The sequence below is a fragment of the Erythrobacter westpacificensis genome (genome assembly GCF_039542285.1).
Taxonomy (GTDB): Bacteria; Pseudomonadota; Alphaproteobacteria; order Sphingomonadales; family Sphingomonadaceae; genus Alteraurantiacibacter; species Alteraurantiacibacter westpacificensis.
This window is the reverse complement of sequence record NZ_BAABHV010000006.1, coordinates 1-25,465: the sequence shown is the minus strand read 5'-3', so window position 1 is coordinate 25,465 and position 25,465 is coordinate 1. Positions and strand designations below refer to the sequence as shown.

At 62.1% G+C, this 25,465-nt stretch carries 17 protein-coding genes, 1 pseudogene and 1 riboswitch; of the genes and pseudogenes, 6 read left to right on the top strand and 12 right to left on the bottom strand.

All coding sequences use genetic code 11. The features are described 5' to 3' along the window. Positions 1 to 42: 42 nt before the first annotated feature. Positions 43 to 1,569, bottom strand: a complete 1,527-nt coding sequence (locus ABFX23_RS03640) for a tryptophan halogenase family protein (RefSeq protein WP_346031766.1) — start codon at positions 1,567 to 1,569, stop codon at positions 43 to 45. Positions 1,570 to 1,837: 268 nt separating this feature from the next. Between ABFX23_RS03640 and ABFX23_RS03635 the strand changes: the two genes are divergently transcribed. The 6 genes from ABFX23_RS03635 (at position 1,838) to ABFX23_RS03610 (ending at position 12,615) form a co-directional block, all read left to right on the top strand. Then, the gene (locus ABFX23_RS03635; RefSeq protein ID WP_346031765.1) at positions 1,838 to 5,185 is read left to right on the top strand and encodes a TonB-dependent receptor; all 3,348 of its coding nucleotides are present in this window, start codon (positions 1,838 to 1,840) and stop codon (positions 5,183 to 5,185) included. 180 nt (positions 5,186 to 5,365) lie between these two features. Further along, positions 5,366 to 6,340, top strand: a complete 975-nt coding sequence (locus ABFX23_RS03630) for a glycoside hydrolase family 16 protein (RefSeq protein WP_346031764.1) — start codon at positions 5,366 to 5,368, stop codon at positions 6,338 to 6,340. A 6-nt stretch (positions 6,341 to 6,346) separates the two neighbouring features. After that, positions 6,347 to 7,402, top strand: a complete 1,056-nt coding sequence (locus tag ABFX23_RS03625) for a LacI family DNA-binding transcriptional regulator (RefSeq protein WP_346031763.1) — start codon at positions 6,347 to 6,349, stop codon at positions 7,400 to 7,402. Next, positions 7,399 to 8,604 (top strand): MFS transporter, encoded by a 1,206-nt coding sequence (locus tag ABFX23_RS03620; protein WP_346031762.1) that lies wholly within the window; start codon positions 7,399 to 7,401, stop codon positions 8,602 to 8,604. Before ABFX23_RS03625 ends, ABFX23_RS03620 begins: the two co-directional genes overlap by 4 nt. 78 nt (positions 8,605 to 8,682) lie before the next feature. Beyond that, on the top strand, positions 8,683 to 11,079 hold the full coding sequence (locus ABFX23_RS03615; protein ID WP_346031761.1) for a glycoside hydrolase family 3 protein: 2,397 nt from the start codon (positions 8,683 to 8,685) through the stop codon (positions 11,077 to 11,079). 114 nt (positions 11,080 to 11,193) lie between these two features. Then, entirely contained in the window at positions 11,194 to 12,615 is a 1,422-nt protein-coding gene (locus ABFX23_RS03610) for a sugar MFS transporter (protein ID WP_346031760.1), read from the top strand. A gap of 224 nt (positions 12,616 to 12,839) precedes the next feature. Here the strand turns inward: ABFX23_RS03610 and gcvPB are convergent, their stop codons facing one another. The 11 genes and pseudogenes from gcvPB to ABFX23_RS03555 all read right to left on the bottom strand — a co-directional run. Further along, the gene (gene gcvPB / locus ABFX23_RS03605) at positions 12,840 to 14,411 is read right to left on the bottom strand and encodes an aminomethyl-transferring glycine dehydrogenase subunit GcvPB (protein WP_428831642.1); all 1,572 of its coding nucleotides are present in this window, start codon (positions 14,409 to 14,411) and stop codon (positions 12,840 to 12,842) included. A gap of 5 nt (positions 14,412 to 14,416) precedes the next feature. Beyond that, on the bottom strand, positions 14,417 to 15,778 hold the full coding sequence (gene gcvPA / locus ABFX23_RS03600) for an aminomethyl-transferring glycine dehydrogenase subunit GcvPA (protein ID WP_346031758.1): 1,362 nt from the start codon (positions 15,776 to 15,778) through the stop codon (positions 14,417 to 14,419). Positions 15,779 to 15,781: 3 nt separating this feature from the next. After that, positions 15,782 to 16,156, bottom strand: a complete 375-nt coding sequence (gene gcvH, locus ABFX23_RS03595) for a glycine cleavage system protein GcvH (protein ID WP_346031757.1) — start codon at positions 16,154 to 16,156, stop codon at positions 15,782 to 15,784. Beyond that, the gene (gene gcvT / locus ABFX23_RS03590) at positions 16,156 to 17,286 is read right to left on the bottom strand and encodes a glycine cleavage system aminomethyltransferase GcvT (protein WP_346031756.1); all 1,131 of its coding nucleotides are present in this window, start codon (positions 17,284 to 17,286) and stop codon (positions 16,156 to 16,158) included. The genes gcvH and gcvT overlap by 1 nt, the downstream gene beginning before the upstream one ends. A 51-nt stretch (positions 17,287 to 17,337) precedes the next feature. Further along, a riboswitch (glycine riboswitch) is annotated at positions 17,338 to 17,452 on the bottom strand. A 682-nt stretch (positions 17,453 to 18,134) separates the two neighbouring features. Further along, positions 18,135 to 18,892, bottom strand: a protein-coding gene (locus ABFX23_RS03585; protein WP_346031755.1) for an IS5 family transposase whose coding sequence is annotated in 2 segments (ribosomal slippage) — positions 18,135 to 18,556 and positions 18,556 to 18,892 — 759 coding nt in all. Because the reading frame shifts where the segments join, the coding sequence is not laid out codon by codon here. A 417-nt stretch (positions 18,893 to 19,309) separates the two neighbouring features. After that, a complete protein-coding gene (locus ABFX23_RS03580) occupies positions 19,310 to 19,531 on the bottom strand; it encodes a transposase (protein ID WP_346031754.1) in 222 nt (73 codons plus the stop codon). After that, positions 19,462 to 19,707, bottom strand: coding sequence for a hypothetical protein (locus ABFX23_RS03575; protein WP_346031753.1), 246 nt, complete (start codon positions 19,705 to 19,707; stop codon positions 19,462 to 19,464). The genes ABFX23_RS03580 and ABFX23_RS03575 overlap by 70 nt, the downstream gene beginning before the upstream one ends. A gap of 241 nt (positions 19,708 to 19,948) precedes the next feature. Next, positions 19,949 to 21,088, bottom strand: coding sequence for a beta-barrel domain-containing protein (locus ABFX23_RS03570; protein ID WP_346031752.1), 1,140 nt, complete (start codon positions 21,086 to 21,088; stop codon positions 19,949 to 19,951). Between the two features lie 57 nt (positions 21,089 to 21,145). Further along, positions 21,146 to 23,275, bottom strand: a complete 2,130-nt coding sequence (locus ABFX23_RS03565; protein ID WP_346031751.1) for an ATP-binding cassette domain-containing protein — start codon at positions 23,273 to 23,275, stop codon at positions 21,146 to 21,148. Continuing rightward, the gene (locus ABFX23_RS03560; RefSeq protein ID WP_346031750.1) at positions 23,268 to 24,422 is read right to left on the bottom strand and encodes a TolC family protein; all 1,155 of its coding nucleotides are present in this window, start codon (positions 24,420 to 24,422) and stop codon (positions 23,268 to 23,270) included. The genes ABFX23_RS03565 and ABFX23_RS03560 overlap by 8 nt, the downstream gene beginning before the upstream one ends. A gap of 790 nt (positions 24,423 to 25,212) precedes the next feature. Beyond that, positions 25,213 to 25,465: pseudogene (locus ABFX23_RS03555) on the bottom strand (hypothetical protein); the annotation flags it as partial.

Below are 25,465 nucleotides of genomic sequence, written 5' to 3'. Positions count from 1 at the left end.
TATGACAGACGCGCGGCAAATTCTCGTTGCCGCACCCTTGCGTCAGCCAACCGGCGGGGCGGGGCAGTATTTCGCGATGTATTCCGCGTGCGGCGGCATGTTCTTGACGAAGAAGCGGATCGATTTCTCGATCTCGTCCAGCTCGTTCTTCGTCTCGCCCCGGTCCAGCGTATCGGCCATGGCGATGTTGCCTTGCATCGGGATGCCCTGACCCATCATCACCGCGGCCCAGCTCGTCTCGGTAAACAGCTCGTCCTCCTCGCGGAAGATCTGGCCGGTGGTCTGGAACAGCTCGACCTTCTCGGTCAGGCTGTCGGGCACGCTCATCGTGCGGCAGTAGTTCCAGAACTCGGTGTCGTCGCGGCTGGTGGCGTTGTAGTGCAGGATCAAGAAGTCGCGGATGCGCGCGTATTCCTTGCCGGTCAGCCGGTTGAAGGTGTTGCGCGTCGCCTCGCTCACCCCGTCGAGGTTGAGCATGGCGATCAGCTTGTTGATGCCGGTGTTGATCAGGTGGATGGAGGTGGATTCCAGCGGCTCCATGAACCCTGCCGAAAGGCCCAGCGCCACCACGTTGTGGTTCCAGAACTTCTTTCGGCGGCCGGTCACGAAGCGCAGGTGGTTGGGATCCGCCGTAGGCTTGCCCGCAATGTTGTTGACCAGGATATCGGTCGCCTCGTCCGCCGACATGAAGGCATCGCAATAGACGTGCCCGTTGCCGTTGCGGTGCTGCAGCGGCACCTGCCACTGCCAGCCCGCGCCGTGCGCGATGGCGCGGGTGAAGGGCGGGGGCGGCGATCCGTCGTCGCGGTTGCAGGGAAGGGCCACGGCGCGGTTACACGGCAGCCAGTGCGTCCATTCCTCGTACCCCGTTTCCAGCACCTGCTCGATCAGCAAGCCGCGAAAGCCGGTGCAGTCGATGAACAGGTCGCCTTCGATCCGGGTGCCGTCTTCCAGCTGGATGGAGGTAACGTCGCCGCTCTCGGCATCGCGCTCGACATCACAGACCTTGCCTTCCTGCCGGACCACGCCGCGCGCCTCGGCATAGCGGCGCAGGAACTTCGCGTATTGCCCGGCATCGAGGTGGTAGGCGTAGTTGACCGGCGGCAGGTCGTCGCGCTTCACGTCGGCAGAGCGCATGAAGCGGCCGAAGTAGGCAGCCATCGTTTCCACGTTGAAGGCCTGGATCGGGCGGTTGTCGCCCAGCGATTTCATGTGGTGCCACACCTGGTGGAACGACATGCCGCCGATGGTGTAGCCGTAGTTGCCGAAGGGGTGGATGTACTTGTCGCCCCTCGCGCCCCAGTTCTCGAACTGGATGCCCAGCTTGAACGTGCCCTGCACGTTGGAGAGCATCTCGCGGTCGCTGATCTCCAGCGCCTGGTTGAACTCGCGGAAGGGCGGGATGGTGGCCTCGCCCACGCCGACGGTGCCGATGACTTCGGATTCGACCAGTGTGACCGACAGCTTGTGCCCCCCATTCCGCCCGCCCTGCATCAGGCGAGACAGCGGTGCGGCCGCCATCCATCCTGCGGTGCCGCCGCCGACAATCACGATCTTTTCAATAGTCATCAGTCTCTCGCCAATTTCCCGTTTCCCCGGTTCTAGCTTGAATGCCCCCTGTTCGTAAAACCCGCCCGAAAGCCGAAGATGCAGAGGGCGACGAGGCCGGGTAATGCAAAAATGTTACACCATGCATCAGCAAATGGGAACGTTCATTTTTGCTATTGTGAACGCTCACAATATCGGTATGCAGAGCGTGAAGCGCCGCATGGGCGCTGCGAGTTTTGGAGCGATACCGCGGGCGAAAATGCTGGCGGATCAAAGGGGAGAGCATTCTGTGTCAGCTCGAATCGATAGTCGTACTGTAGCCTTCGGCCGCCGCGGCCGCGCACTTGCCGGGGTTTCCGGCCTTGCCCTGTGCATGGTGGCCGCCAACGTGGCCCACGCGCAGGAAACCGTCGAAGAAGAGATGGAGCAGGAATCCGGCGAGGCCATGCCCGCGGATGAAAACGTCATCATCGTCAGCGGCTTCCGCGCCTCGCTGCAGTCGGCGCAGGACTTCAAGGAAAACGCCGACACCGTGGTCGACGTGATCACCGCCGAAGACGTGGGCGCTCTGCCCGACCGTTCGGTTACCGAGGCGCTGCAGCGCGTTCCCGGCGTCAACATCGGCCGTTTCGAGAAGACCTCCGACCCCGACCGTTTCTCGGTCGAAGGTACCGGCGTCATCATCCGCGGCCTGCCCTACGTGCGTTCCGAGCTGAACGGGCGTGACATCTTCTCCGCCACCGGTGGCCGCAGCCTCAGCTTCGAGGACGTGTCGCCCGAACTCGTGGGCCGCGTGGAAGTGTTCAAGAACACCACCGCCGACATGATCGAAGGCCAGATCGCCGGTCTCGTGAACCTGGTGACGCGCAAGCCGCTCGACAATCCGGGCCTCAACATCGCCGGCTCGATCGAAGCGAACTACGGCGACCTTCGTGAAGAGTGGTCGCCCACGTTCAACATTTTGGGTTCGAACACCTTCGACAGCGCCATCGGCACCTTCGGCCTGCAGCTGTCCTATTCCTATTCCGAACTGCAGAGCCGTACCGACGCCTCTCAGGTTGCCGATCCGTGCTACCGCAACGCCGACCTCTCGGGCGGCTGTCTGCGCGTGTTCGACGTGAACTCGGGCGGCTTCGGCGATGTCCAGAACTACGATGAAAGCAACTTCCCGCCCACTGGCTCGGTCATCGTGCCGCAGTACGCCGGTGTGCGCACGACCGATCTCGACCGTGACCGCGAGGCGATCTCCGCGGTGGCGCAGTACGAGAGCAACGACGGCCGCTTCCTGGTAACCGCCGAGTACCTGCGGTCGGAGGCAAACTTCTTCACCGAGGAATATGCCCTGCTCGGCCGCATGGACGACGGCATTGCTTCGCCTGAGGCGCGGCCCGGCACTGAATTCACCTATGACCAGAACGGCCTGTTCCAGACCGGCATCCTGACCGATTTCGTCGGTGATCCTTATGCGACCCCGTTTGGCTGGGGCGGTATTCCGGTCGATTCCCTGCGCTTCCTTCGTGACACCGAGACCGTCACCGAAGACTATTCAATCGACGTGTTCTTCGAAGTAACGGATCGCCTGCGCTTCAACTTCGAAGGCCAGGTCGTGAAGTCCGACCTTTCCCGCGACTCCGTGTTCGGGGCCATGAGCACCTGGGCCGATATCGACCTTGATCTGACGGGCGAAACGCCCAACGTACAGTTCCTCAAGCCCATGGGCGCGCCGGACGATTATTTTTCCAGCGGCTTCTACACCTATTACTTCTTCGGCCTCGACAGCCGCGAGCAGAACGATGGCGAGATGTACACGCTGCGCGGCGACGTCGAATACGACATCGGCGACGGGTTCTTCCGCAAGGCTGCCTTCGGCGCGCGCTGGGCGGACCGCGATCGCACCACCCGCAACACCAACTTCAGTACCTGGGGCAACCTCTCGGCACCGTGGACGGGCCGTGGCGGTTGCGCGCCCTGGGGTGAAGGCGCGGGCTGCTTCTCCGAAGGTCCGGGTCCGTTCGGCAACGGCTTCATTCCCGGTCGCTTCTACACCGGCCTGCCGGGGCAGGAATTCGCCATTGCGGGCGGCGCCTACACCGACGATTTCCCGGATTATTCGAACCTACGCGATCCCTTCGCCGACAATTTCCAGCGCGGCGAAGCGGCGACGCCCATCCCCATGGGCCAGGCATGGTTCTATGGCGGCGACGATTTCCTGGCGGATTACCTTGCCGGTGAAGTGCAGCCGCAGTGGGATGAAATCTCGGAATTCTCGGTTTCGCCCGAGCGCTTCAATCTCGGCGTGGCCGGTCGCACCTACACGAACCCCGTCAACGGCGAAACCATTGCCTGCGATCCGTTCTGCCCGCCGGAAATCTCCGGTGTTTCCGAAATCACCAAGGCTGCCTACGCCCGCGTCGACTTCGGCCACGATTTCAGCAGCGGCTGGTCGCTGGCTGGCAACATCGGCCTGCGCTATGTCGAAACGAAAGTGAACACGGATGCACTGGTCGGCTTCCCGCAGGCCAACCAGTTCGACGATCCGTCGATCGGCGGCAACGGCGACGGCGTGGTGCAGGTGGCGGAGATCCAGGCCCTGTGCCAGACTCCGACCCCTCCGGGTCAGGAACGCCTCTATTGCAACCTGACGGGTGCCCGCCTCGCGGAATTCGCCACGCTGTTCACCGGCGAAGCAATTCCCGACGATCGCGACATTACCTTCGATCACTGGCTGCCCGCGTTCAACATCCGCCTGGACAGCGGCACGGGCTGGGTGATCCGCGGCGCAGTGTCGAAGGGCATCTCGCGTCCGGACCTGCAGCTCTTCAGCGCCGGCGGCGTGCTAGGCTTCAGCGGCCGCGTGGACTCCGGGCCGCTGCTCAGCATCGATACCGGAAACCGCAACCTGCTGCCGGTGGAATCGTGGAACTACGACCTGTCGGCCGAATGGTATTTCGACGATGTCGGCTCGATCACCCTTGCCGGTTTCGTGAAGGACATTACGGGCATCGTCAGCCGCGGTACGGGCATCGTGAACTACACAGCACCCAGCGGCCTTTCGCAGGACGTGATCATCAACGGTCCGGCCAACGACATCAGCGGCACGCTGTACGGCTTCGAGTTCGCCCACCAACAGACCTACGACTTCCTGCCCGGTATCCTCGGCGGTTTGGGAAGCCAGTTCACCTACACCTATGTGAACGGCAACGATTTCCCGAACCCGCTGATCTCCGGCATCGGTTCGCCGTCGGTGGCAAGCGCAGGTGCTCCGCTCAACGGTGGCCCGTTCGTGGGTGGCCAGCCGCTGCAGGGCATTTCGGAGCACACCGTCAACGCGACGCTGTTCTACGAGCGTGGTCCGCTGGCGCTGCGCGGTGCCTACAACTGGCGTTCGGCCTTCCTGATCACGCCGCGAGACGACATCTTCCCGTTTTCGCCGATCTGGCAGGAAGCTACCGGCCAGCTGGACGCGTCGATCTTCTACGACATCACCGACTCCATCAAGATCGGTGTGCAGGGCGTGAACCTGCTCGATGAAGTGACCGAAACCTCCCAGGTGATCGATTACGACGGCACGCGCGTCACGCGCTCCGCCTTCCGTAACGACCGCCGCTTCACCTTCCTCGTCCGTTTCGACTTCTAAGGGTCGGAGCTCCTCCGGATGAGATGACCAGATGGGCTCCCGCGTGCTCCCACGCGGGGGCCCATTTTTTCAGTGTCTTGCGGCTATCCGCTATGGGATGGTTGGCACGGCGGAAGAGGGAAGAACGGACCGATGATCGCAGGCTGGCCTGATTGGCGCGCAACAAGCGCCTTCTCGCTGATGGCAACCACGCTCGCCGCCTGCGGTGGCGGAGAGGCGCCCTCGGCCAACATGCCGCCGCCGCTTTCCACGGCGACGCCGACCCCCCCAACATCTCAGGCGCCAACCGGCAACTGGCAGCTTGTCTGGGCGGACGAATTCGACGCGCCTCAGCTCGATACTTCGCGCTGGAATGTCATTGCCGATTGCTGGGGCGGCGGGAACCGGGAACGGCAATGCTACACCGCGCGGGCCGAGAACGTGCGCGTGGAGAACGGCGCGCTGGTGCTGTCCGCGCGAGAGGAGAGCTACACAGGCGATGCCTGGCCCGCGCACATGGCCCCGTTCCAGGACGATCCCGACGACCAGAAGACGCAACAATTCACCTCCGGCAAGATCACCACGAAGGGCAAGGCCGACTGGCTCTATGGCCGCTTCGAAATGCGCGCGCGCCTGCCGCAGGGGCAGGGCGTGTGGCCCGCGTTCTGGATGCTGCCGGAAGACGAGGTCTATGGCGGGTGGCCGCTGTCGGGAGAGATCGACATTCTCGAAGCGGTGAACCTCGGCGTGGAATGCGACACCTGCGAAGAGGGCGGCGAGAACTCGATCCTCGGTACGCTGCACTACGGCGCGCAGGTGCCGGGCAACGAATACACCAATCGCGAGGTTTCCGCGCCGCAGGTGCTGGACGGCGACTGGCACACCTACGCCGTGATCTGGGAAGAGGGCCGCTTTACATGGGAGCTCGACGGGGTGCCCTACGGATCCATCGATTCCTCTGAATGGTGGACCGGGGCAAGCAGCGATCCGCTGGCCCCGTTCGACCGCGAATTCCACCTGATCCTGAACCTTGCCGTGGGCGGAAACTGGCCGGAATCGACCGCGCTTGGCGGCGTCTCCACCGAGGGTTTTCCCAAGCAACTGGAAGTCGACTGGGTGCGCGTCTGGCAATGCGATGCCGATGCCGCTACCGGTCGAGGCTGTACAGGAAACTGAGTCATCATGGCACGCCGCCGACAATCCGTGACCATAAAGCATGTTGCCGCCGATGCAGGGGTTTCCCTGCAGACGGTCAGCCGCGTCATCAACAACGAGGCCAACGTCCGCCCGGAGATGAAGGAGCGGGTGCAGGCATCCATCGACAAGCTGGGTTACGTGCCTTCCATCGCCGCGCAGCGCATGAGCGGCTCGCGCAGCTACATCATCCTCGCGCTGAACGATCGCGAGCGCACGATAGAGGACTGGCGCGCGCGCGAGGGCAGCGACTGGATCGACCAGATGCTGCTGGGCGGAATGCTGAAATGCGCCGAATATGGCTATCGCCTGCTGTTCGAACTGGTAGATACCCATTCGGATCACGTGGAGCGGGAGCTGAAAGGGGCGATTGCCGCTCTGCAGCCTGATGGCGTGATCCTCACCCCCCCGCACGGCGAGAACAAGCTGATCACCGGTCTGCTCGACAAGCACAAGATCCCCTACGTGAAGATCGGCGCGCGCCTGAACGGCGGGCTGGCGATCACCATGGGGGACGACCAGCTGGCGCGCATGGCGACCGATTACCTGGTCGAGAAGGGCCATACCCGCATCGGCTTCATCGCCGGTTCGCGGGAGTACATTATCAGCCAGTGGCGCAAGGATGGCTGGCTGGCCGCGATGGAGGCCCACGGTCTCGATACCGAGGGCCTGTGCGAACGCGGCGATTTCAGCTTCGCCTCGGGCGAACAGTCGGCGCGCATCCTGCTGGGGCAGGCGGATCGTCCCACCGCGATCATCGCCAGCAACGACCAGATGGCGATGGCGACGAATACGGTGGCCCACGAAATGGGGCTGGTCGTACCGGATGACCTCTCGATCATCAGCTTCGACAATACGCCGGTCGTCCGCTTCGTGCGTCCGCCGCTGACGGCGATAGACCAGCCGATCGCGGAAACCGTCTCGCGCGCGGTGGAACTGCTGATCAAGACGCAGCGGGGTGAGGAACTGCCGCCGATGCCGGTGGTGGTCGAAGGCGGGCTGGTCGAACGCGAATCGGTCGCGCCGCTGCCGAAACCCGCGTGAGCGAGCAGCTCGCCGCGCAGCCTGCGGGCGAACGGCAGCACCTGCGTTTCATGCTGCTCTATGCCCTCGCCGCGGCAGGCGGGGCGATGGCCTATGTCCCCTTCCTCACCATCCTGCTGCCCGTGCGGGTGGAAGCGATGGCGGGCGGCCAGCACGTCAGCTGGCTGGCCTACTGCGCTTTCGCGGGCGCGGTGATGGCGAGCCTTTCCAACGTGCTGTTCGGCTGGCTTTCGGACAAGACCGGCAAGCGCGGCCTGTGGGTCGCGGCGGGGCTGGTGCTGACCTGCGCTCTGCTGCCCGCGATGGCCCTCGCAGAGGGGTTGCCCGCGCTGCTGGGCCTGCTGGTGGCCTGGCAACTTGGCCTCAACATGATGCTGGCTCCGCTGGCCGCGCTGGCCGGCGACTTTGTGCCCGACAGGCAGAAGGGCTTCCTCGGCGGCCTCCTTTCGCTTGCCCCGGCGATGGGCGCTGCATCGGGCGTGCTGGTGACTATACCGGGCCTAGCCGGACCGGACACGCGCCTGGCGCTGGTCGCCGTGCTGGTGGCGGCGTGCGTGCTGCCGCTGCTGCTGTTCGGTCGACCGCGCGCGTTTCCCGAATTGATGGCGTCGGTGCCGAGGCGGGAAGGGCCTGTCGATCCGCGCCCGCGGCAGGTGGTGGTGCGCATGTGGATCGCCCGCCTGCTGGTGCAGATCGCCGAGGCCGCGTTGTTCGCCTACCTCTACATCTGGCTGCGCTCCATTTCGGGGCGGATCGAGGACAACGACGCGGCGCAGGTGTTCGGCGTGGTGCTGTTCCTGGCGGTTCCCGCAACCTTGCTGGTGGGCCGCTGGGCCGACAGGGCCAATCGCCCGATCCTGCCGCTGGCGATCTGCGCCGCCGTGACCGGTGCCGCGCTGCTCGGCATGGCGGGCGCGGCGGACCTGCCGCTGGCGTTGACAGGCTATGCCGTGTTCGGCCTTGCCTCCTCCATCTTCCTCGCCCTGCATTCGGCGCAGACCCTGCGCGTGCTGCCGCGTCCGCAGCACAGGGGGCGCGACCTTGGATTGTTCAATCTTACCAACACCGTGCCTTCGCTGGTGATGCCGGGGCTCACGCTGGCCATGGTGCCGGTGTTCGGCTTCGGCGGCCTGTTCGTGGTGCTCGCCGTGCTGGTGATTCTGGCGGCCGCGCTGCTCTTCTCGATCCCGCGTCCCGAATAGCCTGTTCGAATAGGTGCTTGCCAAAGCGGCGTTTGCGTGTAGGGATATTGTGAACGTTCCCAACATAAGAGGAAGTCAATGCGTTTCGGGATTGGATTGCGTGCAGGTGTGGCAGCGGCGGCTCTGGGTCTTGGCCTGGGGGCATGTGCGACCGTGCCAGCGGAAACCACGACGGCTGCGGTCACGCCGACAGCGGTAGCGGACAGCGAAGACGCCGTGATCGCGGACATCGTTTCGCGCATGTCGCTGGAGCGCAAGATCGCCCAGCTGATCCAGCCGCAGATCAATTCCTTCACGCCGGAAGACATGGAGCGCTACCGCTTCGGCAGCTACCTCAACGGCGGCAACGGCGGCCCCTATGGTGACGAATACGCGCCCGCCAGCGAGTGGCTGCGCTACGCCGATGAGATGTTCGATGCCTCGGTGCAGCCGCTGGCAAACGGCGAGCCCGTCATCCCGACCATGTGGGGCACCGACGCCGTGCACGGCCACACCAACGTGATGGGTGCCACCATCTTCCCGCACAACATCGCGCTGGGCGCGGCGGGCGATGCGGACCTTGTGCGCCGCATCGGGCAGGCGACCGCCGTTGAGATTGAGGTGACCGGCATCGACTGGAACTTCTCTCCCACCGTGGCTGTGGCACAGGACGATCGCTGGGGGCGCACCTACGAAAGCTATTCGGAAAACAAGGAACTGGTCGCCACGCTGGGCGCCGCGCTGGTGGAGGGCCTGCAGGGCACGCCCGGCGATGCCGATTTCCTCGGCGACGGACGCGTGATCGCGACGGCCAAGCACTTCTTCGGCGATGGCGGCACGGACAACGGCGTTGATCAGGGCGAAGTCACCGGCGACCTTGCCGAGCTGATGGAAATTCATGCCTATCCCTATCCCGCCACGATCGAGGCGGGCGTCGAGGCGATCATGGCCAGCTTCAACTCGATCAACGGCCGCAAGATGCACGGCAACGAGGAACTCCTCACCGGCGTGCTGCGTGGGCAGATGGGCTTCGACGGGCTGGTGGTCGGCGACTGGAACGGCCACGGTCAGGTGGCCGGTTGCACCGTCACCGATTGCCCGCAGTCGCTGCTGGCGGGCCTCGACATCTACATGGTGCCCGACGACTGGAAGGGCCTGATGGAAACCCTGATCGCGCAAGTCGAGGATGGCACCATCCCCATGGCCCGCGTGGACGAGGCCGTGACCCGCGTGCTGCGCGTGAAATACCGCGCCGGTCTGCTGGGCGACAACGTGGAGCGTCCGTCGGAGCGCGGCGTTGGCGGGCAGTTCGAGCTGCTGGCCTCGCCCGAACACCGCGCCATCGCGCGCGAAGCCGTGGCTCGCTCGCAGGTGATCCTGAAGAACGACGGAGTCCTGCCGCTTGCCGCCGGTGCCAATGTCCTGGTGGCTGGCGCAGCGGCGGACAACATCGGCCAGGCGGCCGGTGGCTGGACGCTGACCTGGCAGGGCGGACGCGAGCTGGACCGCGAGCTGTTCCCGAACGCTACCTCCATCTGGGAAGGGCTGGAAAGCGCCATCGAAGGCAGCGGTGGTACCGCCACGCTTTCGGAAGACGGCAGCTTCACCCAGCGCCCGGACGTGGCCGTGGTCGTGTTCGGCGAGCGTCCCTATGCCGAGTTTGCAGGAGACCGTCCCGATCTCGTCTTCCGCGACGAGGAGGGCCTTGAGCTGCTCCGCAGCTTCCAGGCGCAGGACATTCCCACCGTTGCCGTGTTCCTTTCGGGTCGCCCGCTGTGGATGAACCGCGAGATCAACGCTTCCGACGCTTTCGTCGCATCGTGGCTGCCCGGCAGCGAGGGTGCTGGCGTTGCCGACATTCTCACCGGAGCGAAGGAAGCCACGGGTCGCCTGTCGTTCAACTGGCCCGCCGAGTGCGAAGGCGAACCGCTGAACAATCCGGAGGGCGCGCAATTCCCCTTCGGCTATGGGCGTTCGCTCGCCGATACCTCGCCCATCGGCACGCTGCGCGAGGATTGCGCTGCGCTGCTGGTCGGCCCCTCGCGCGAGCTGTTCGGATCGGGCCGCCTTGGCGAGGGCGTGACGGCCACTGCCGGAACCGGAACCCTGCCCAGCCTGCTCGGCAGCGCAGGCGGCGTGACCGCACGCGGATACGATCGCAACGCGCAGGAGGATTCGCGCCAGATCGCATTGGCGGCAGGATCGCAGCTGACGCTGGCGCAGGACGAGGACAGCGGCGGTGCCTACCGCATCACCTACGAAGTGCTGGCGCGGCCCTCCGGCCCCGTCACGCTGACAAGCGGCGACGGCATCGTCGACCTGACGCCGCATTTCGCCCACGCTTTCGAGAAGGGCTGGCGCGAGATGGTGATTACCGAGGCCTGCGCGGGCACGCTGGGCGAGAGCATCACCTTTGCGACGGAGGCGGACATTTCCTTCCGCATCGCCGAGGTCTCTCGCGCAGAACTGCCAGAAGGCGCCGAGTGCTCGTTCTAGAATACGTATCCGTAACGGTCTTTCGCGATTGCGGCGGCAGTCGCGGCAGACCATAACTACCGTTTCTTGCGGACCTGCCTGGCGAAAAGGCAGGCCGCCACAAGGGAGAATGACATGGCCCTGGCGCCCGATGTTTCCAGCAGCACCGATCCCCGCCCGGCGGTGGACGACGATACGCCCCCGGTGAACGCGCCGGGCCTGCAATACTTCGTCTTCGGCCTGTTCTTCATTTTCGGCGGGATCACGTCGCTCAATGACGTGCTGATCCCCAAGCTGCGCGAGCTGTTCACGCTTTCCTACACCGAGGCGATGCTGATCCAGTTCTGCTTCTTCGCCGCCTACCTGCTGATTGGCATTCCCGGCGCGAAGCTGGTGAAGAAGATCGGCTACATGCGCGGCGCGGTGGCCGGGCTTTGCACGATGATCGTGGGCTGCCTGCTGTTCATCCCCGCCAGCCAGACGGCCACCTATGCCATCTTCCTTGGTGCATTGTTCATCCTCGCCAGCGGCGTGGTGATCGTGCAGGTGGTGGCGAACCCGCTTATCAGCCTGCTCGGCCCGCCGTCTACTTCGCACAGTCGCCTCACCTTCGCGCAGGCGTTCAACTCGCTGGGTACCACGGTCTTTCCCATCGTCGGGGCGGCCGTAATTCTCGGCAGCCTGGCCGACGTTTCGGCAGACCAGTTGGAAGGCGCGGCCTTGCAGGCCTACCGCGCCGCGGAGAGCGAGGCGATCTGGCAGGGCTACCTCGGCGTTGCCGCGCTGATCGCGCTGGTGGCCGCCGCCGTGTGGATGTTCCGCAACCGCCTGCCGCACGATGCGAAGACCATGGGCGAGGGCGAGCTCGTCTCCTCCAAGCGATACCTGATCGGGCTGGCGCTGGCCGCCATCGGCGTGTTCGTGGCCCTGCAAGTGAGCGGCTGGCTGGGCGTGCTCATCATTCTCGCGGCCCCGGTGCTGTGGCTCTACGATAACGAACTGCTGCGTCGTTCGCGCTTCAGTTACGGCGCGCTGTGCATCTTCCTCTACGTGGGTGCCGAGGTGTCCATCGGCTCAATCGTCATCAACTACCTGTCCACCGAACGTGTGCTGGGCGAACCGGAGAGAGTGATCGGCTGGATGATCGGCCTCTACTGGGGCGGAGCCATGGTCGGCCGCTTCATCGGTTCGGCTGCGCTGCGGGTGTTCAGCCCCGGCAAGATCCTGGCCTTCAATGCCGCTGGCGCGATCACGCTGATCGTCATCTCGGCGCTAACGTCGGGCGAAGTCGCGGCCTATTCGCTGCTGGCCGTGGGCCTGATGAACTCGATCATGTTCCCCACCATCTTCTCGCTCGCCTGCGAGAAGCTGGGGCCGCTCGCGGCCGACGGATCGGGCATCATCAACGTCGCCATCTTCGGCGGCGCGGTCGTGCCGCTGCTCTACGGGGTGGTGGCCGATGCCACCGGCGGCAACCTGGCGCTGGCCATGGTGATCCCGATAGTCTGCTACGCGATCATCGCCGGCTTCGGGATTTTCGCCCGCCGCCCGGCCTGATCGCGGCGACATTGCTGATAGCAGAGGCGGCGGCGTACCTACGGGTGCGCCGCCGCTTTCCTACGAGCTGCACGTCATGCTTCGGCGTCAGTCATGCAGTCACGCCGATATCCAGATTTGACGCTGTTTGGGACCAACGCGGGCCGCGCAGGATGACGGTCCCGGGGTTTTCACCAGAGGACCGTGTTCCATGTGTTCCAGGTTAGCGCCGAGTGGCCGCCCGATCAGGCGTCGTCCTGATCCTGCCCAAATCCATCCCAAGCCAGCACCGGCTTGCGCGCGGCGTGCGCCTCGTCCAGTCGGGCGCGCGGGGCATGGTGGGGTGCGGACTTCAGCGTCTCGTCGCCCGCCTTCGCCCGCTCCGCCAGCGAGCGCATGGCGGTTACGAACTGGTCGAGCGTGGCCTTGCTCTCGGTCTCGGTGGGCTCCACCAGCATCGCGCCATGCACCACCAGCGGAAAGTACATGGTCATCGGGTGGAAGCCTTCGTCGATCAGACCCTTGGCAATGTCCAGCGTGGACATGCCCTCGGCAAAGCCGTGGTCGCTGAACAATGCCTCGTGCATGCAGTGCCCGGCTTCGCCGAAGGGCGCATCCAGCACGTCGTCGAGGCTGCGCAGCAGGTAGTTGGCATTCAGCACGGCATCGCCCGATGCCTGCCGCAGGCCGTCGGCGCCGTGGCTGAGGATGTAGGTGAGCGCGCGGGTGAACATGCCCATCTGCCCGTGGAACGCGGTCATCCGGCCAAAGCTGCCGGGGAACTCGTCGCCCACGTTCTCCTCTTCCACCAGGCGGATCTCGCCATCCGCATCCTTCACCACGAAGGGCAGGGGCGCGAAGGGGGCCAGCGCTTCGGACAGCACGACCGGGCCGGAGCCGGGGCCGCCGCCGCCGTGCGGGGTAGAGAAGGTCTTGTGCAGGTTGATGTGCATGGCATCCACGCCAAGGTCGCCGGGTCGCACCCGGCCCACGATTGCGTTGAAGTTGGCACCGTCGCAATAGACAAGGCCGCCCGCTGCGTGCACCGCATCCGAGATCGCCTTCATGTCCTTCTCGAACAGGCCGCAGGTGTTGGGATTGGTGATCATCACGCCCGCCACATCGGGGCCGAGGCGGGCCTTCAGCGCAACAAGATCCACGCGACCATCCGGCCCTGCGGGAATGTTCTCCACTTCGTAACCGGCGAAGGCAGCAGTGGCAGGGTTGGTGCCGTGCGCGCTTTCGGGAACGAGCACGACCTTGCGCATGTCGCCGCGCGCTTCCAGCGCGGCGCGGATGCACAGGATGCCGCACAGTTCGCCATGCGCACCGGCCTTTGGGCTCATGGCGACGGCGCTCATGCCGGTCAGCTCGATCAACCAGTGCGAAAGCTCGTCGATCACGCCCAGCGCGCCCTTGATTGTGTCGACCGGTTGCAGCGGATGAACGTCGGCAAAGCCGGGCATCCGCGCGACCTTCTCGTTCAGGCGCGGGTTGTGCTTCATGGTGCAGCTGCCCAGCGGGAACAGGCCAAGGTCGATGGCATAGTTCTGGCGGCTGAGGCGCGTGTAGTGACGCACCGTCTCCGGCTCGGAAAGGCCGGGCAGGTCGAGTGGCTTCTGCCGCGCGAACTTGCCGAGGCGGTTCGGCGCATCGGCGTCCGGCTCGGGCAGGTCGACACCGCAGGTCTCGCGCGTGCCCAGTTCGAACACCAGCCGCTCTTCCAGCATCAGTGCCTTGTTGCCGGTGACGGTGGGGTAGTCGCCTTCGTTGTCTACGGAGACGGGCGTGCCGGGTTTCCAGCCGCTTGCATTCATCTTGTTCACGACAGCGCCTCCTCGAGAGCCTTGGCAAGGGTTTCGATATCGTCCTCGGTCACGGTCTCCGTGACGGTGACGAGCAGACCGTTCTCGCGGCCCTCGCCATCGGGGAAGAGGCGGCCCAGCGCGACACCGGCCAGCACGCCCTTGTCCGCAAGCGCACGCACGATCGGGCGGGCCTCCTTGTTCAGAACGAGGGTGAATTCGTTGAAGAACGCCTCGTTGAGGACGCTGACGCCCGGCACTTTCTCCAGCCGGTCTGCCGCATGGCAGGCGAGGCGGTGGTTCTCTGCCGCAAGCGCGGTCAGGCCCCTCTCGCCGAGCAGGGTCATGTGGACCGAGAACGCCAGCGCGCACAGGCCCGAATTGGTGCAGATGTTGCTGGTCGCCTTCTCGCGGCGGATGTGCTGCTCGCGGGTAGAGAGCGTGAGCACGAAGCCGCGCTTGCCGTCAGCATCCACCGTCTCGCCGCACAGGCGGCCCGGCATCTGGCGCACATGCTTGGGATTGGTAATGGCGAACAGGCCAAGGTACGGCCCGCCGAATTGCAGGCCGACGCCGATCGCCTGCCCTTCGCCCACCACGATATCCGCGCCGAGGTTGCCCGGCGCTTCCAGCGCGCCCAGCGCCACGGGTTCGGTGTTGACGACGATCAGCAGCGCGCCCTTTTCGTGCGCGGCATCGGCGATCCGCTGCAGGTCCGGGATACGGCCCATTGTGTCAGGATATTGCACCACGACGCAGCTCGTTTCGTCGTCGATCCGCCCGATCAGCGCGGCATCGCCGGGATCGGATGCGAGCACGGGCAGCTCGTAGTCGATATGGCCGGGAGTGAACCGAGCCATGGTCTGGGCAACGGAAACGTAGTGCGGATGCACGCCGCTGCTCATCAGAAGGCGGTTCCGCTTGGTCAGCCGCGCGGCCATCACGATCGCTTCCCAGCACGCGGTCGAGCCGTCGTACATCGAGGCATTGGCAATCGCGCAGCCATAGAGGCGCGCGACCTGCGTCTGGAACTCGAACAGCATCTGCAACGTGCCCTGCGCGATTTCCGGTTGGTAGGGCGTGTAGGCAGTCAGGAACTCGCCGCGCTGGATGATGTGGTCGACAGTGGCGGGCACGTGGTGGCGATAGGCACCCGCGCCGCAGAAGAAGGCCGCATCGGCAGCGGCCAGGTTCTGCTTCGACAGCCGCCGCATTTGCTTTTCCACCGCCATCTCGCCCGCCGCCAGCGGAAGGCCTTCAATGGGACCATCGAGGTAATGCTCGCTTGGAACGTCGGCGAACAGGTCATCGACGCTGGCCGCGCCAATAACGTCCAGCATTTCCTGCCGGTCGGGCTGGGTGAGGGGGAGGTAGCGCATGGATCAGTCGAGCCCTTCGCAGAATGCCTTGTATGCTGCTTCGTCCATCAGGCCTTCCAGTTCGGAGGCATCGGACACGGTGAGGCGGAAGAACCAGCCTTCGTCTTCGGGGCTGGAGTTCACCAGTTCCGGATCGTCATCCAGCGCGGCGTTGCCCTCGGTCACGGTGCCGGAAATCGGTGCGTAGACGTCGCTCGCCGCCTTCACGCTCTCCACCACCGCGGCTTCTGCACCGTTGGCGAGTTCCGTGCCAGCTTGCGGGGTCTCGACGAAGACGATGTCGCCGAGCTGCTCCTGCGCGTAATCGGTGATGCCGATGGTGGCGCTGTCGCCCTCGACGTCGATCCATTCGTGTTCTTCGGTGAAATAACGGGGCATCAGGAGGCTCCTTTGCGGACATATTTGTGAGGGACGAAAGGCAGGGGAACGACGCGCGCAGGCAAGCGCTTGCCGCGAACATCGATAGTCAGCTGCGTGCCGGGCTCGGCGCGTTCGGTTTCGACGAAAGCCATGGCGACGGGATGGCCCAGCGTGGGCGAGAAGCCGCCGCTCGTGACGGTGCCGACAAGCGCATCGCCGGAATAGACCTTCGCCCCCTCGCGCGCGGGCAAGCGCCCTTCGAGCGCGAGGCCGACGCGCCTGCTGGCGGTGCCGCCGTCTTCAAGCCGGGCCATCGATGGAGCATGGCCGATATAGCCACCGTCCTCGCGGCGTGACTTCGCAAGGGCAAAACCGAGACCGGCGCTGACGGGGTCCGTATCCAGCGTCAGGTCATGTCCGTAGAGCGGCAAACCTGCTTCCAGGCGCAAGCTGTCGCGCGCGCCGAGGCCAGCGGGCTTCACCAGGTTGTCTGCCGCCAGCGCATCGGCGAGGGCGGCGGCGTGTGACTGGTGAATCGAAATCTCGAAACCATCTTCGCCGGTGTAGCCCGCCCGGCTGACCCAGATGTGCTGGCCGTTCCACTGGAACAGGCCTGCGCGCATGAAGGACAGCTTTGCCGTGCCCGGCACCAGCGCCTCAAGCACGTCTCCCGCCTCCGGGCCCTGCAAGGCGAGCAGGGCGAAATCGTCGTAATGGGTGAGAGTGACATCGTCATCGAGGTGTTCGCGCAGGTGGGCGATATCGTCCCACTTGCAGGCACCATTCACCACCAGTGCGAAGTGCGAACCGGTGTTGGTGAGGATAAGGTCGTCGATGATGCCGCCGGCCTCGGTCAGCAGCAGCGAATAGCGCATCTGGCCTTCGGGCAGTTTGGCGACGGCTGTGGGAAGGATCTTCTCCAGTTCGTGCGCCGCCTTTTCGCCGCTGACGGCCAGTTGGCCCATGTGGCTTACATCGAACAGGCTGGCGTGGCTGCGGGTCCAGTCGTGCTCTGCCTTGATGCCTTCATACTGGATCGGCATCTCGTAGCCCGCGAAAGGCACCATGCGCGCGCCGTGATTGCGGTGCCAGCTATCCAGCGGCAGCTTTTCTGACGGCTGGTCTTCGAAATCGTCGTTTTCACTCATGGACAAGTTCCCGGCGCAGTGTGGCAGCGCCCGGCAACCGGGCCCTTTCACCATGCCCCCTCTGTCCTTTGAACCTGAGAGACTTGTCGACGCCTTGCCGATGGCGCGTCGCTTACCCCTTCGGTGGCCGCAGACGAATCCCGCGGCGCTTTCCAGAGTGCTTGAACCAGATGCGCGGTCCTTTTTGCCTGAGAGTTTCCGAGGCGGTTGCTCCTTCGGCCTCCCCGGACAAGGTCCAGAGATGTCTCCCGCGCGCCCAGCCGATTTTCACAAATGCGAATCGACAAGCAAGGTTGCCCTTGCTGCATTGTGGCTTGCGGGTCAATCACCTGAAGGTCCGAATGCGCAGGAAAGCTGCCTATTGTCCTCTAGAGTTATCTGCCCTCAACAAAGCCCTGGTCGCTGGCATGCAACGGCAGATGACGGGGAGCTGCAGCACCGGACACGCGGACCGGCGGCGGGAAGTAGCCAGTTTGGCTATCACCGCCTAGGCTACCTGCGGGCGCGGGAAGGTATCGCACCCCACCACAAAAAGTTGCTGCGCACCTATCGCTATGTAGGATTTAGGGTGCTTCGCCTCGGCGGTCGCAAGCGGGAGCTGGGCACGCGCAGACCGGCTGTTCTGCCGGATGGCCCGAACCAGCGCGGGCTCTTCGACTTCGTCTCCGGCAGCTTAACCTGCGGCCAACGCTTCCGCATCCCGTTCGTCGTAGACGCCTTCTTGCGCAAATGTCTGGCGCAGTTGGCCGATACATAGGTGTCGGGCGCTCGGGAGGCCAGAATTGACCAGCTTGATCGGGGTACACAGCAAGCTACATATTGTGTCCAGCGACTAGGGTCCGGACTCATTAGAGCCACCACGTGACGAAGGCTGCGATGGCGATGGTTGCCATGAAGGTCTTGATATTGCGGTCGAAGCGGGTGGCGACGCGGCGCCAGTCCTTGAAGCGGCAGAACATGCGTTCGACGACATTGCGCTGGCGGTATATTTGTCGGTCATGCTCGATCTGCACCTTGCGGTTGGACTTCGACGGGATGACCGGGATGGTGCCGCGTTCGATCAGCCAGGAACGCAAAGCGTTACTGTCGTAGCCTTTGTCGGCGACCAGATAGTCGGATGGCGGCACAGCGTCGATGGTCTGGATCGCGACCTTGGCATCATGCGTATTGCCGGGCGTCAGCAGGAGGACGTGCGGGCGGCCCTTCTCGTCGCAGACGGCGTGGAGTTTGGTGTTCCGGCCACCTTTGGTGATGCCGATACCATGAGCCAAGGCCCCCCTTTTGCGCCGCCGGCGGTGCGGTGGACCTTGATGCAGCTGCTGTCGATGAAGAGCCTTTCAGGGACGCCATCGACCCCGGCGAGCTGGGCGAAGATCCGTTCCCACACACCTCGCTCGGCCCAGCGCCGGAAGCGGTTGTAGAGCGTCTTCTTCGGACCGTAGACATGTTCCGGGCAATCGCCCCAGCGACCACCGCTCTTCAGAGCCTGGACAATCCCGGAAAGCACGCGCCGATCATCGACCCTTGGCATCCCACGCGTATCGTTCGGCAAGAGCGGCTCGATCCGCGCCCACTGATCATCCGAAAACCAGAAGAAATCCGCCATTCACCAAGCCTCCTTGCTGGAGGCACGTGAATCACATTGCAGCGCCGGTGTGAATCCCGTTTATGGGTCCGGACCCTAGTGCACGCAAATGGGGTCGACGGCAATCGAGCGCTTGTGACAGCGGCAGGTTGAGTTGCACGGCATCGCTTAGTCCACTATGTTGAAATTGTACCTCTTGCTTGTAAAAGAACAACTCTAGGCCGTTTTGGTAAAGTGCTTCAGCCATAGGCGCGCGACCAGGCAGTGGAAGCTCTCAAAGGAGAGCACGGGCTTGTCGTAGCGGTTACTAGACGTCGCTGCTGCTCTAGCTTGCCGAACATTGGCTCGATGCGGCTGCGATCCCGATAGCGACGATAGTCTGGGTGCTTGGGGACCTTGCGTTCGAGCGCGGCGGGATGATCATCAGGATGCCTTGGGTCAGCAAGCGCTCTTATCGTAGCCCTTGTCTGCCAGCAGTGCTGTGGGTTTGGGTAATGGCAGCGCCATCAGCGGTTCGGCAGTGGTGTAATCGGAAGCCTCGCCGCCGGTCAGGACGAAGCTGACAGGCAGTCCCTGGGTGCTTCGTACGCCTACGGCTCGACAGAGGGCGTGGATTTGCCCGTAAAACCGCCGCGTGATGGAGCAAGAGCGTTCGCACACCCCCTTTTCCGCCCACTTCCGAGACGTGGCCGCGAGCACTGGTACTGTCGATCATATGCTGCAAGTCGTCGGTGAGACCCAAATCGCCCCGCGTTTCCAGCATCCCGGACGCGCTGTTCGGCCCAGCGCCGGAACCGGACATAGACCGAGTTCCACTTGACGTAGCGCTCATGCATATCGCGCCAGGGGCAACCGAGGCGCAGTACGGCGGCACGCCGTTGAAGAAACTTCGGCTATCCCCCGCCGGCCGCGTGCATCAACATTTTTCAGGCGGCAGCAAAGGACAGATCAGCTCTCATTCCGCCTCTGACAATTCTCGCGCCACATGACTGCTCCGCATAAACCAGTCTTAGAAGCGAAGCTGTGCAAGGCAAAATCAGAACCAAGCGGAATTGGAACTCCTTCTAAAAACGCAGCCTAACGCTCTTCAAGCGCTTCATCAAATGTCTTGGTGATTGGCTTGGTCAAATACCGGAATACGGTATTTTCGCCCGTTTTGATTTCGGACGTTGCTGACATGCCGGGCTGTATCAGGATTGCTTGTTCCGGCCTCGGGCGCATCGAGCTTGTGTCAACTTCTAGATGGGCGGCGTAGTAGGTCACCGGCCCATCCTCGGTTTCTTGCGTTAAAGTGTCCGCGCTTACGTAGGTGACAGTCCCGACAGCCGCACCGTATATCGCTGAATCATAAGCATCGAACTTGACTGAGGCTTCTTGTCCCGCCCGAATGAACGCGATATCACCAGGGGGGATCCGAGCTTCAACGATTAACTCTTCGCCGGTCGGCACGATCTGTAGCACCTCATCGCCAGGCTGGAGTACTGCGCCGATTGTAGTGTACTTGACGTTTACGACGATCCCATCCGTGGGCGCGTATAGTTCTGTTTGCTGCAGAGCCTGTTGGCGTTGCGCAAAGGCTTGCTCAGCCGTCGCAAGCTCACCCTGAATTTGCGCGTATTCGGTTTGCAGTTCTTGCAGATAAGTGTTCCTAGTGCTGGAAATCTGCCCTTCCAGGTCTGCGACAGTCCGCTGCATGCGCAACACTTCGGATCGGCTAACGTCGCCGCTCTCAACTAGTGGCAAATTCATTTCGAGCTCTTCGTTAACCAACTGGAGCATCGAACTCAGGTTCGATAACTCCTCTCGTAGAGCCCTGCGGCGCTGATGATAAAGAGCTGTCTGATTGGCGACAAACTCTGGATGATTCTGTACATCAGGAGGAAAAGCCAGAGGACGATCGAACAGCTCAGCCTGAATACGGGCCATGCGGGTCTTCAAATCGGCAACTGTGGCTACGCTTTCTTCTACGGCTGCAGCCTGATTTACCTTCTCCAACACGACAAGCAAATCGCCTTTCTCGACCCGATCGCCCGCTCGCACACGCATTTCACTGATCACGCCACCCTCGGCGCTCTGGACGATCTGAGTCCTCGCGCTCGGTATTGCGGTGCCTGGAGCACGGGTTATCTGATCGAGTTCAGCCCAAAAGGACCATCCGAAAAAACCCGCGACGGCCAGAAATGCCGTTCCGATAATGAGTGTGGATTGTTTAAACATCTAATTCTTCAACTTTATCACTTGCGAATCCGGCTATCATGCGAAGTAGGCCCGACCTCACCGATCTGCAATCGCCGCAGCCTCTGTGCTGGTGCTTTGCACCGTAACGAACTTTTTCGATTGAGCCGTCCGATCATTTTTTGTCGGTTGGAGTTTAGCTAGTACATCCTTCGGTGAACCATCCAACACTACTTGACCGTTTGCCATCACTAGCACCCTATCAACGAGCGATAGTAGTTGCAGGCGGTGCGTTACTAGCACCAAAGTGCTGTCCTCATTGATCGCACCCTTAAGCGCATCGAGGACCCGCGCCTCCGTTGCCCGGTCGAGATTGGCCGTAGGCTCATCAAGAAGCCATATTTTGGGTTGCCCAAGCATTAATCTTGCAAGGCCTGCCAAGGTTCTCTGCCCCCCGGAAAGTCCGCGACCGCCTTCTGATATCGGCAGGTCCAGACCCATCGGATGAGAGGCAATCATTTGAGACAGGCCGATATCATCTGATACTGAGAGAAGTGCGTCGTCCCCTGGATGAGATATCCCAAGCAGCACGTTATCTCTCAGGGTTCCATTCAAGAGCCTGATATCCTGAGGTAAGAACCCAATATGCCGTCGCAATACGTCTTCTGCAATATGGTTCATATCAAGACCGCCGATGGTTACAGAGCCCTCCATCGGTGCATAAAGACCTGCAAGGATCCGAAGCAGTGTAGATTTGCCCGAGCCAATGCCACCGATGATTGCGACTCTTTCCCCTGTTCTGATCTCCAACGAAGGCAACATCAGGCCGTTGCGAGCACCAGGGTAGGTAAACTGCACGTTATTGAGGTTAAGAGAGCCGCTGAGCTTCTCTGGACGAAGCGTATCTACTTCTGTCGGGCGGTCGAGAGGAAGCGCGAGGACGGCATCAAGGGCGTTCAAAGAAGAACGAGAATAGCTCCACTGGACGAGAAAGTTTGGCAATTGGCCGACTAATGGTCCGTTGATGCGCCCCGCGATAATTGCGCAGGCGATCAACGCACCCATCGTCATTTCACCTGCAGCGACTTGAATTGCCCCTACGACAATGATCGCAACATAGGCTACCTGCTGCAACGTACCGAACGCCGATGCGGCGATTGCTGACCAGCGTTTAACAGGTAGTTCGTGTAATTGGACCTCATCCATGAGGTCATTCCATTTCCCGAGCATCTGCCAACCGCCCCGATTGGCCTTGACCGTCTCAGCCGCATCGAGAGATTCGACGAGCAAGCCATTTTTTCGGTTTCCGCTGATTTGCGCCTTGTTGGCATCCTTGCGAATCAACCGCGCAAAGAGAAAAGCCAAGCCGAGAGCTAGCGGTAAACTGATCACCGGAATAATGGCAACGATTCCTGCAAGGCTCGCAATCACAAATATGAAGAAAATTGCGAAAGGCAGATCTGCTAGAAGAAAAATTGAAGCGGAGCTTAACAAACCGCGAATTTGCTCAAGACCCCGCAGTTGGGATGCCATAGTCCCGATTCCTCCGGATCGCGCATCGAGCCGAATTGCCTGTGTGCGCGCAAAAAAGAATTCGGAAACCTCGGCATCGATATCTGCCGCTTCTCGCTCGATCATCAAGGACCGTGTCGTGCGGAGTATTAGATCGATCAATAATGCAAAGAGTACACCTGCTGTGAGCACCCAAAGGGTAGAAAAACTACCAAGAGGAATGACCCTGTCATAAACCTGCATTGAAAAAATCGCTGTTGCCAAAGCGATGAGATTTATGATTACGGTTGCGATTATCGCGACTATAAATACTTTTTTACGAAGTAAAATTGCTCGCCAGAAAACACTAAGCGAACTGGGAATACTATCGCGCTCCACTGCGCGCGGCAAAGCGAGCTCGAAGAACAGCATCTCCGAACTGTATTGCCAGCGCCGTGTGCCTTTTTCTGTTCTGACCTGCAGCCTATCAACGCTCTCCCACTGCTCGGCAATTCCCCAACCTTGGGTCGGCTGGAAGACGATTAAAGGAAATTGATTTGGACGCGGGCGGCCATCGACCTTGATCGGCTTTTTCCATCCGGCGTCCTCTGCCAGTTTATGCAGTGCGCCCTTGGCCTCAACCCGATCTAGATCGACTTCAGCGGACCAGTTGGGTGGCATCTCCACGCCTCGCTGTCGTGCGAAGATTTCCACCAGTGTCAGAAGACTGTCAGTCATCATTGTTGTCCATTAATTCGGGCCGCCACTTGCAAGTGCGCAGAAGCAATCGCGCTGTAGATACCATTGCGGTAGTTTCGGCGTCGACCAGAGTGATCTGTGCTGATGTGCTCTCTCGCACCGCGTTCATTACATCGAGCCAAGTTCGCCTGCCGGTGATAAACTGCCGGACAAAGGACTCAGTCACGGTTGCGGAAGAGAGTGCGGCCGCGGCGCTGCTGTCGATAGTAGCACTGGAGGTGACGTTCTCAACCACGTCGAGGAGCACGAGTTCCCTTAGCTCACGTTCGGCAACGTTTACCTGCAATTCGCTTGATTCCCGCCGAAGCCTTGCAGCCTCAGCTTGGGCAAAACCTGATAGCCCGCCATTGGTTTGAGCTGTGAGTACCAATCCGAATCGACTGCCAAAGACATCGTCATGTGAGAACTGCAAATTCAACTGAGGCAAGATGGAAGCATTTGCAATCTTCCTCTCCGCTTCGGCTATATCGATCTCGGCGGTCAACCGCCTTCTTCGCGGATCACAAGAAAGGGCCTGCACGACCATATCATCGGTGGTTGGATGATGAAGGCTCGGCGCATATTCTGGAACGGCTAACGGCCCAACAATCTCTCGCCCGGTAAGTTCAGACAACCGCTGGAGACTAGAGTACGTCTGAGCGGTAGTAACGCTCAGCTGCTGCTGCACTTGCGAAGCGCGGGAACTGGCGAGCTCGAGGTCAGACTGCGGACTCACTTCCTGTTCCACACGCCTTTCCATCGATTCGACGAGTCTCAGATGCTCTGCCAAGCTGTCGCGCAGAATAGATTCCCTGCGCGCTGCACGGACATAATCGAAATAGGCATTGATGACCTGAAGGGCGATCTCCTGTGCCGTCTCCTCAAGCTGAGCAATGGCGACACTTCGAGAAGCTTCAGCGCGATCGATTGAGCCTGTGATGCGTCCTCCTGCCCATAGCGGTTGCTCTATAGTCAGTTGCGGATCGAGGTTGCCGATCTGGCCTCCATCCATGCGCGTTCCGACGCTGACACTCGGAAATCGCAGCCATTTAGCCGCACGTACATCGGCGCTGGATGCACGGATTGCCGACTCTGCAGCACTTATCGCGGGATAAGTTTCAACCGCTTGGCTACTGAGTTCGGCCAAGCGATCGGGTATAGCCGGGGGCGGAGGTAGGTTGGCAACTTCGCTGCGCATTTCGGGTGGAACTGGTGGGCCGTACACATCCTGCGCCAGCCCTTGAGCGGAAAAACTCATTAGAGAAGCGCTCGAAGCGAGAATTAGCACGTAACGCGCGCAAGTTCGACGCAATTGGGGGATGCCGATATTGCGCGAGAAGCCGACTGGTTCGTATAGTTTCATGGACATAAGATTCTGTTTGAAGGTCGGGCGAAGCCTCGAAAGCTTGCAGGTTCCTTTGCTGCGTCAGCGGGCTGGACGGAGTCAATCGATGTCGCTGTTCGGATCCTTTCCGGAAGGAGCTCCACATCCGTCAGTTTTGGTCAAGGCAATCGCTCTATCAGTTTAAGCAGCCGAGCGACCTTTCAAACTGAGGCAACCAAACCGGAGGCCAGTGAAAAGAGATCCGCCATTCTCAAAAATCAGCGCTTTCAGCGAGGACGCTCAAGGCACGAGAACTGCGGAATTTTGTCGCGTGTTAGGTCGCTGCCAACCACGTTGCAAGCGAAAAACGCGGTACCTGCGCTACGGTCACATTCGCTACCCGGCTTCTCGCGGTGAAGTGCCCGGATTTTTCTCCAAGATGAATTAGAGTCCGGCCCTAACCTGCACTGCTACCCAACGTTGGGCCACCCGGGCCTGGAGTTTTCTGCCTTTCCAAGATTCGGTGGGCTCATTGCACCGTTCGGGTTTGCCGGAATGATCGAGGGATATCCCCGATCACCCTGTGCGGTCGTTCTTCGTTGTAGTGCCTACGCTAGACCTTCAGCTTTTCGCAAGCGCCTTGCGGCGACAGGAACCAGTGGGCATTCATGCACTCACTGAGCAGCTTGCTGTAGAACATTCCGATGGACGCATCGTCCGCGGGCTTCTCAAGGCGGGAAAGGTCGAGGATAACACCGTGCTGGTAGCCCACAGATCCATGTCCCGAGAGATAAACTCGCTGCCATAGCACATTGGGAAGCTGCCTCTTGAAGGCAGCGCTCGCCTTGATGGAGACAAGGGCGCGT

Excerpts from the sequence above, each read along its gene's own strand:
- ABFX23_RS03640 (WP_346031766.1), bottom strand. The coding sequence starts at position 1,569 with ATGACTATTGAAAAGATCGTGATTGTCGGCGGCGGCACCGCAGGATGG.
- ABFX23_RS03630 (WP_346031764.1), top strand. The coding sequence starts at position 5,366 with ATGGCAACCACGCTCGCCGCCTGCGGTGGCGGAGAGGCGCCCTCGGCC.
- ABFX23_RS03625 (WP_346031763.1), top strand. The coding sequence starts at position 6,347 with ATGGCACGCCGCCGACAATCCGTGACCATAAAGCATGTTGCCGCCGAT.
- ABFX23_RS03615 (WP_346031761.1), top strand. The coding sequence starts at position 8,683 with ATGCGTTTCGGGATTGGATTGCGTGCAGGTGTGGCAGCGGCGGCTCTG.
- ABFX23_RS03610 (WP_346031760.1), top strand. The coding sequence starts at position 11,194 with ATGGCCCTGGCGCCCGATGTTTCCAGCAGCACCGATCCCCGCCCGGCG.
- gcvPB (WP_428831642.1), bottom strand. The coding sequence starts at position 14,411 with ATGAATGCAAGCGGCTGGAAACCCGGCACGCCCGTCTCCGTAGACAAC.
- gcvPA (WP_346031758.1), bottom strand. The coding sequence starts at position 15,778 with ATGCGCTACCTCCCCCTCACCCAGCCCGACCGGCAGGAAATGCTGGAC.
- gcvH (WP_346031757.1), bottom strand. The coding sequence starts at position 16,156 with ATGCCCCGTTATTTCACCGAAGAACACGAATGGATCGACGTCGAGGGC.
- gcvT (WP_346031756.1), bottom strand. The coding sequence starts at position 17,286 with ATGAGTGAAAACGACGATTTCGAAGACCAGCCGTCAGAAAAGCTGCCG.
- ABFX23_RS03575 (WP_346031753.1), bottom strand. The coding sequence starts at position 19,707 with ATGCATGAGCGCTACGTCAAGTGGAACTCGGTCTATGTCCGGTTCCGG.
- ABFX23_RS03570 (WP_346031752.1), bottom strand. The coding sequence starts at position 21,088 with ATGTTTAAACAATCCACACTCATTATCGGAACGGCATTTCTGGCCGTC.
- ABFX23_RS03565 (WP_346031751.1), bottom strand. The coding sequence starts at position 23,275 with ATGACTGACAGTCTTCTGACACTGGTGGAAATCTTCGCACGACAGCGA.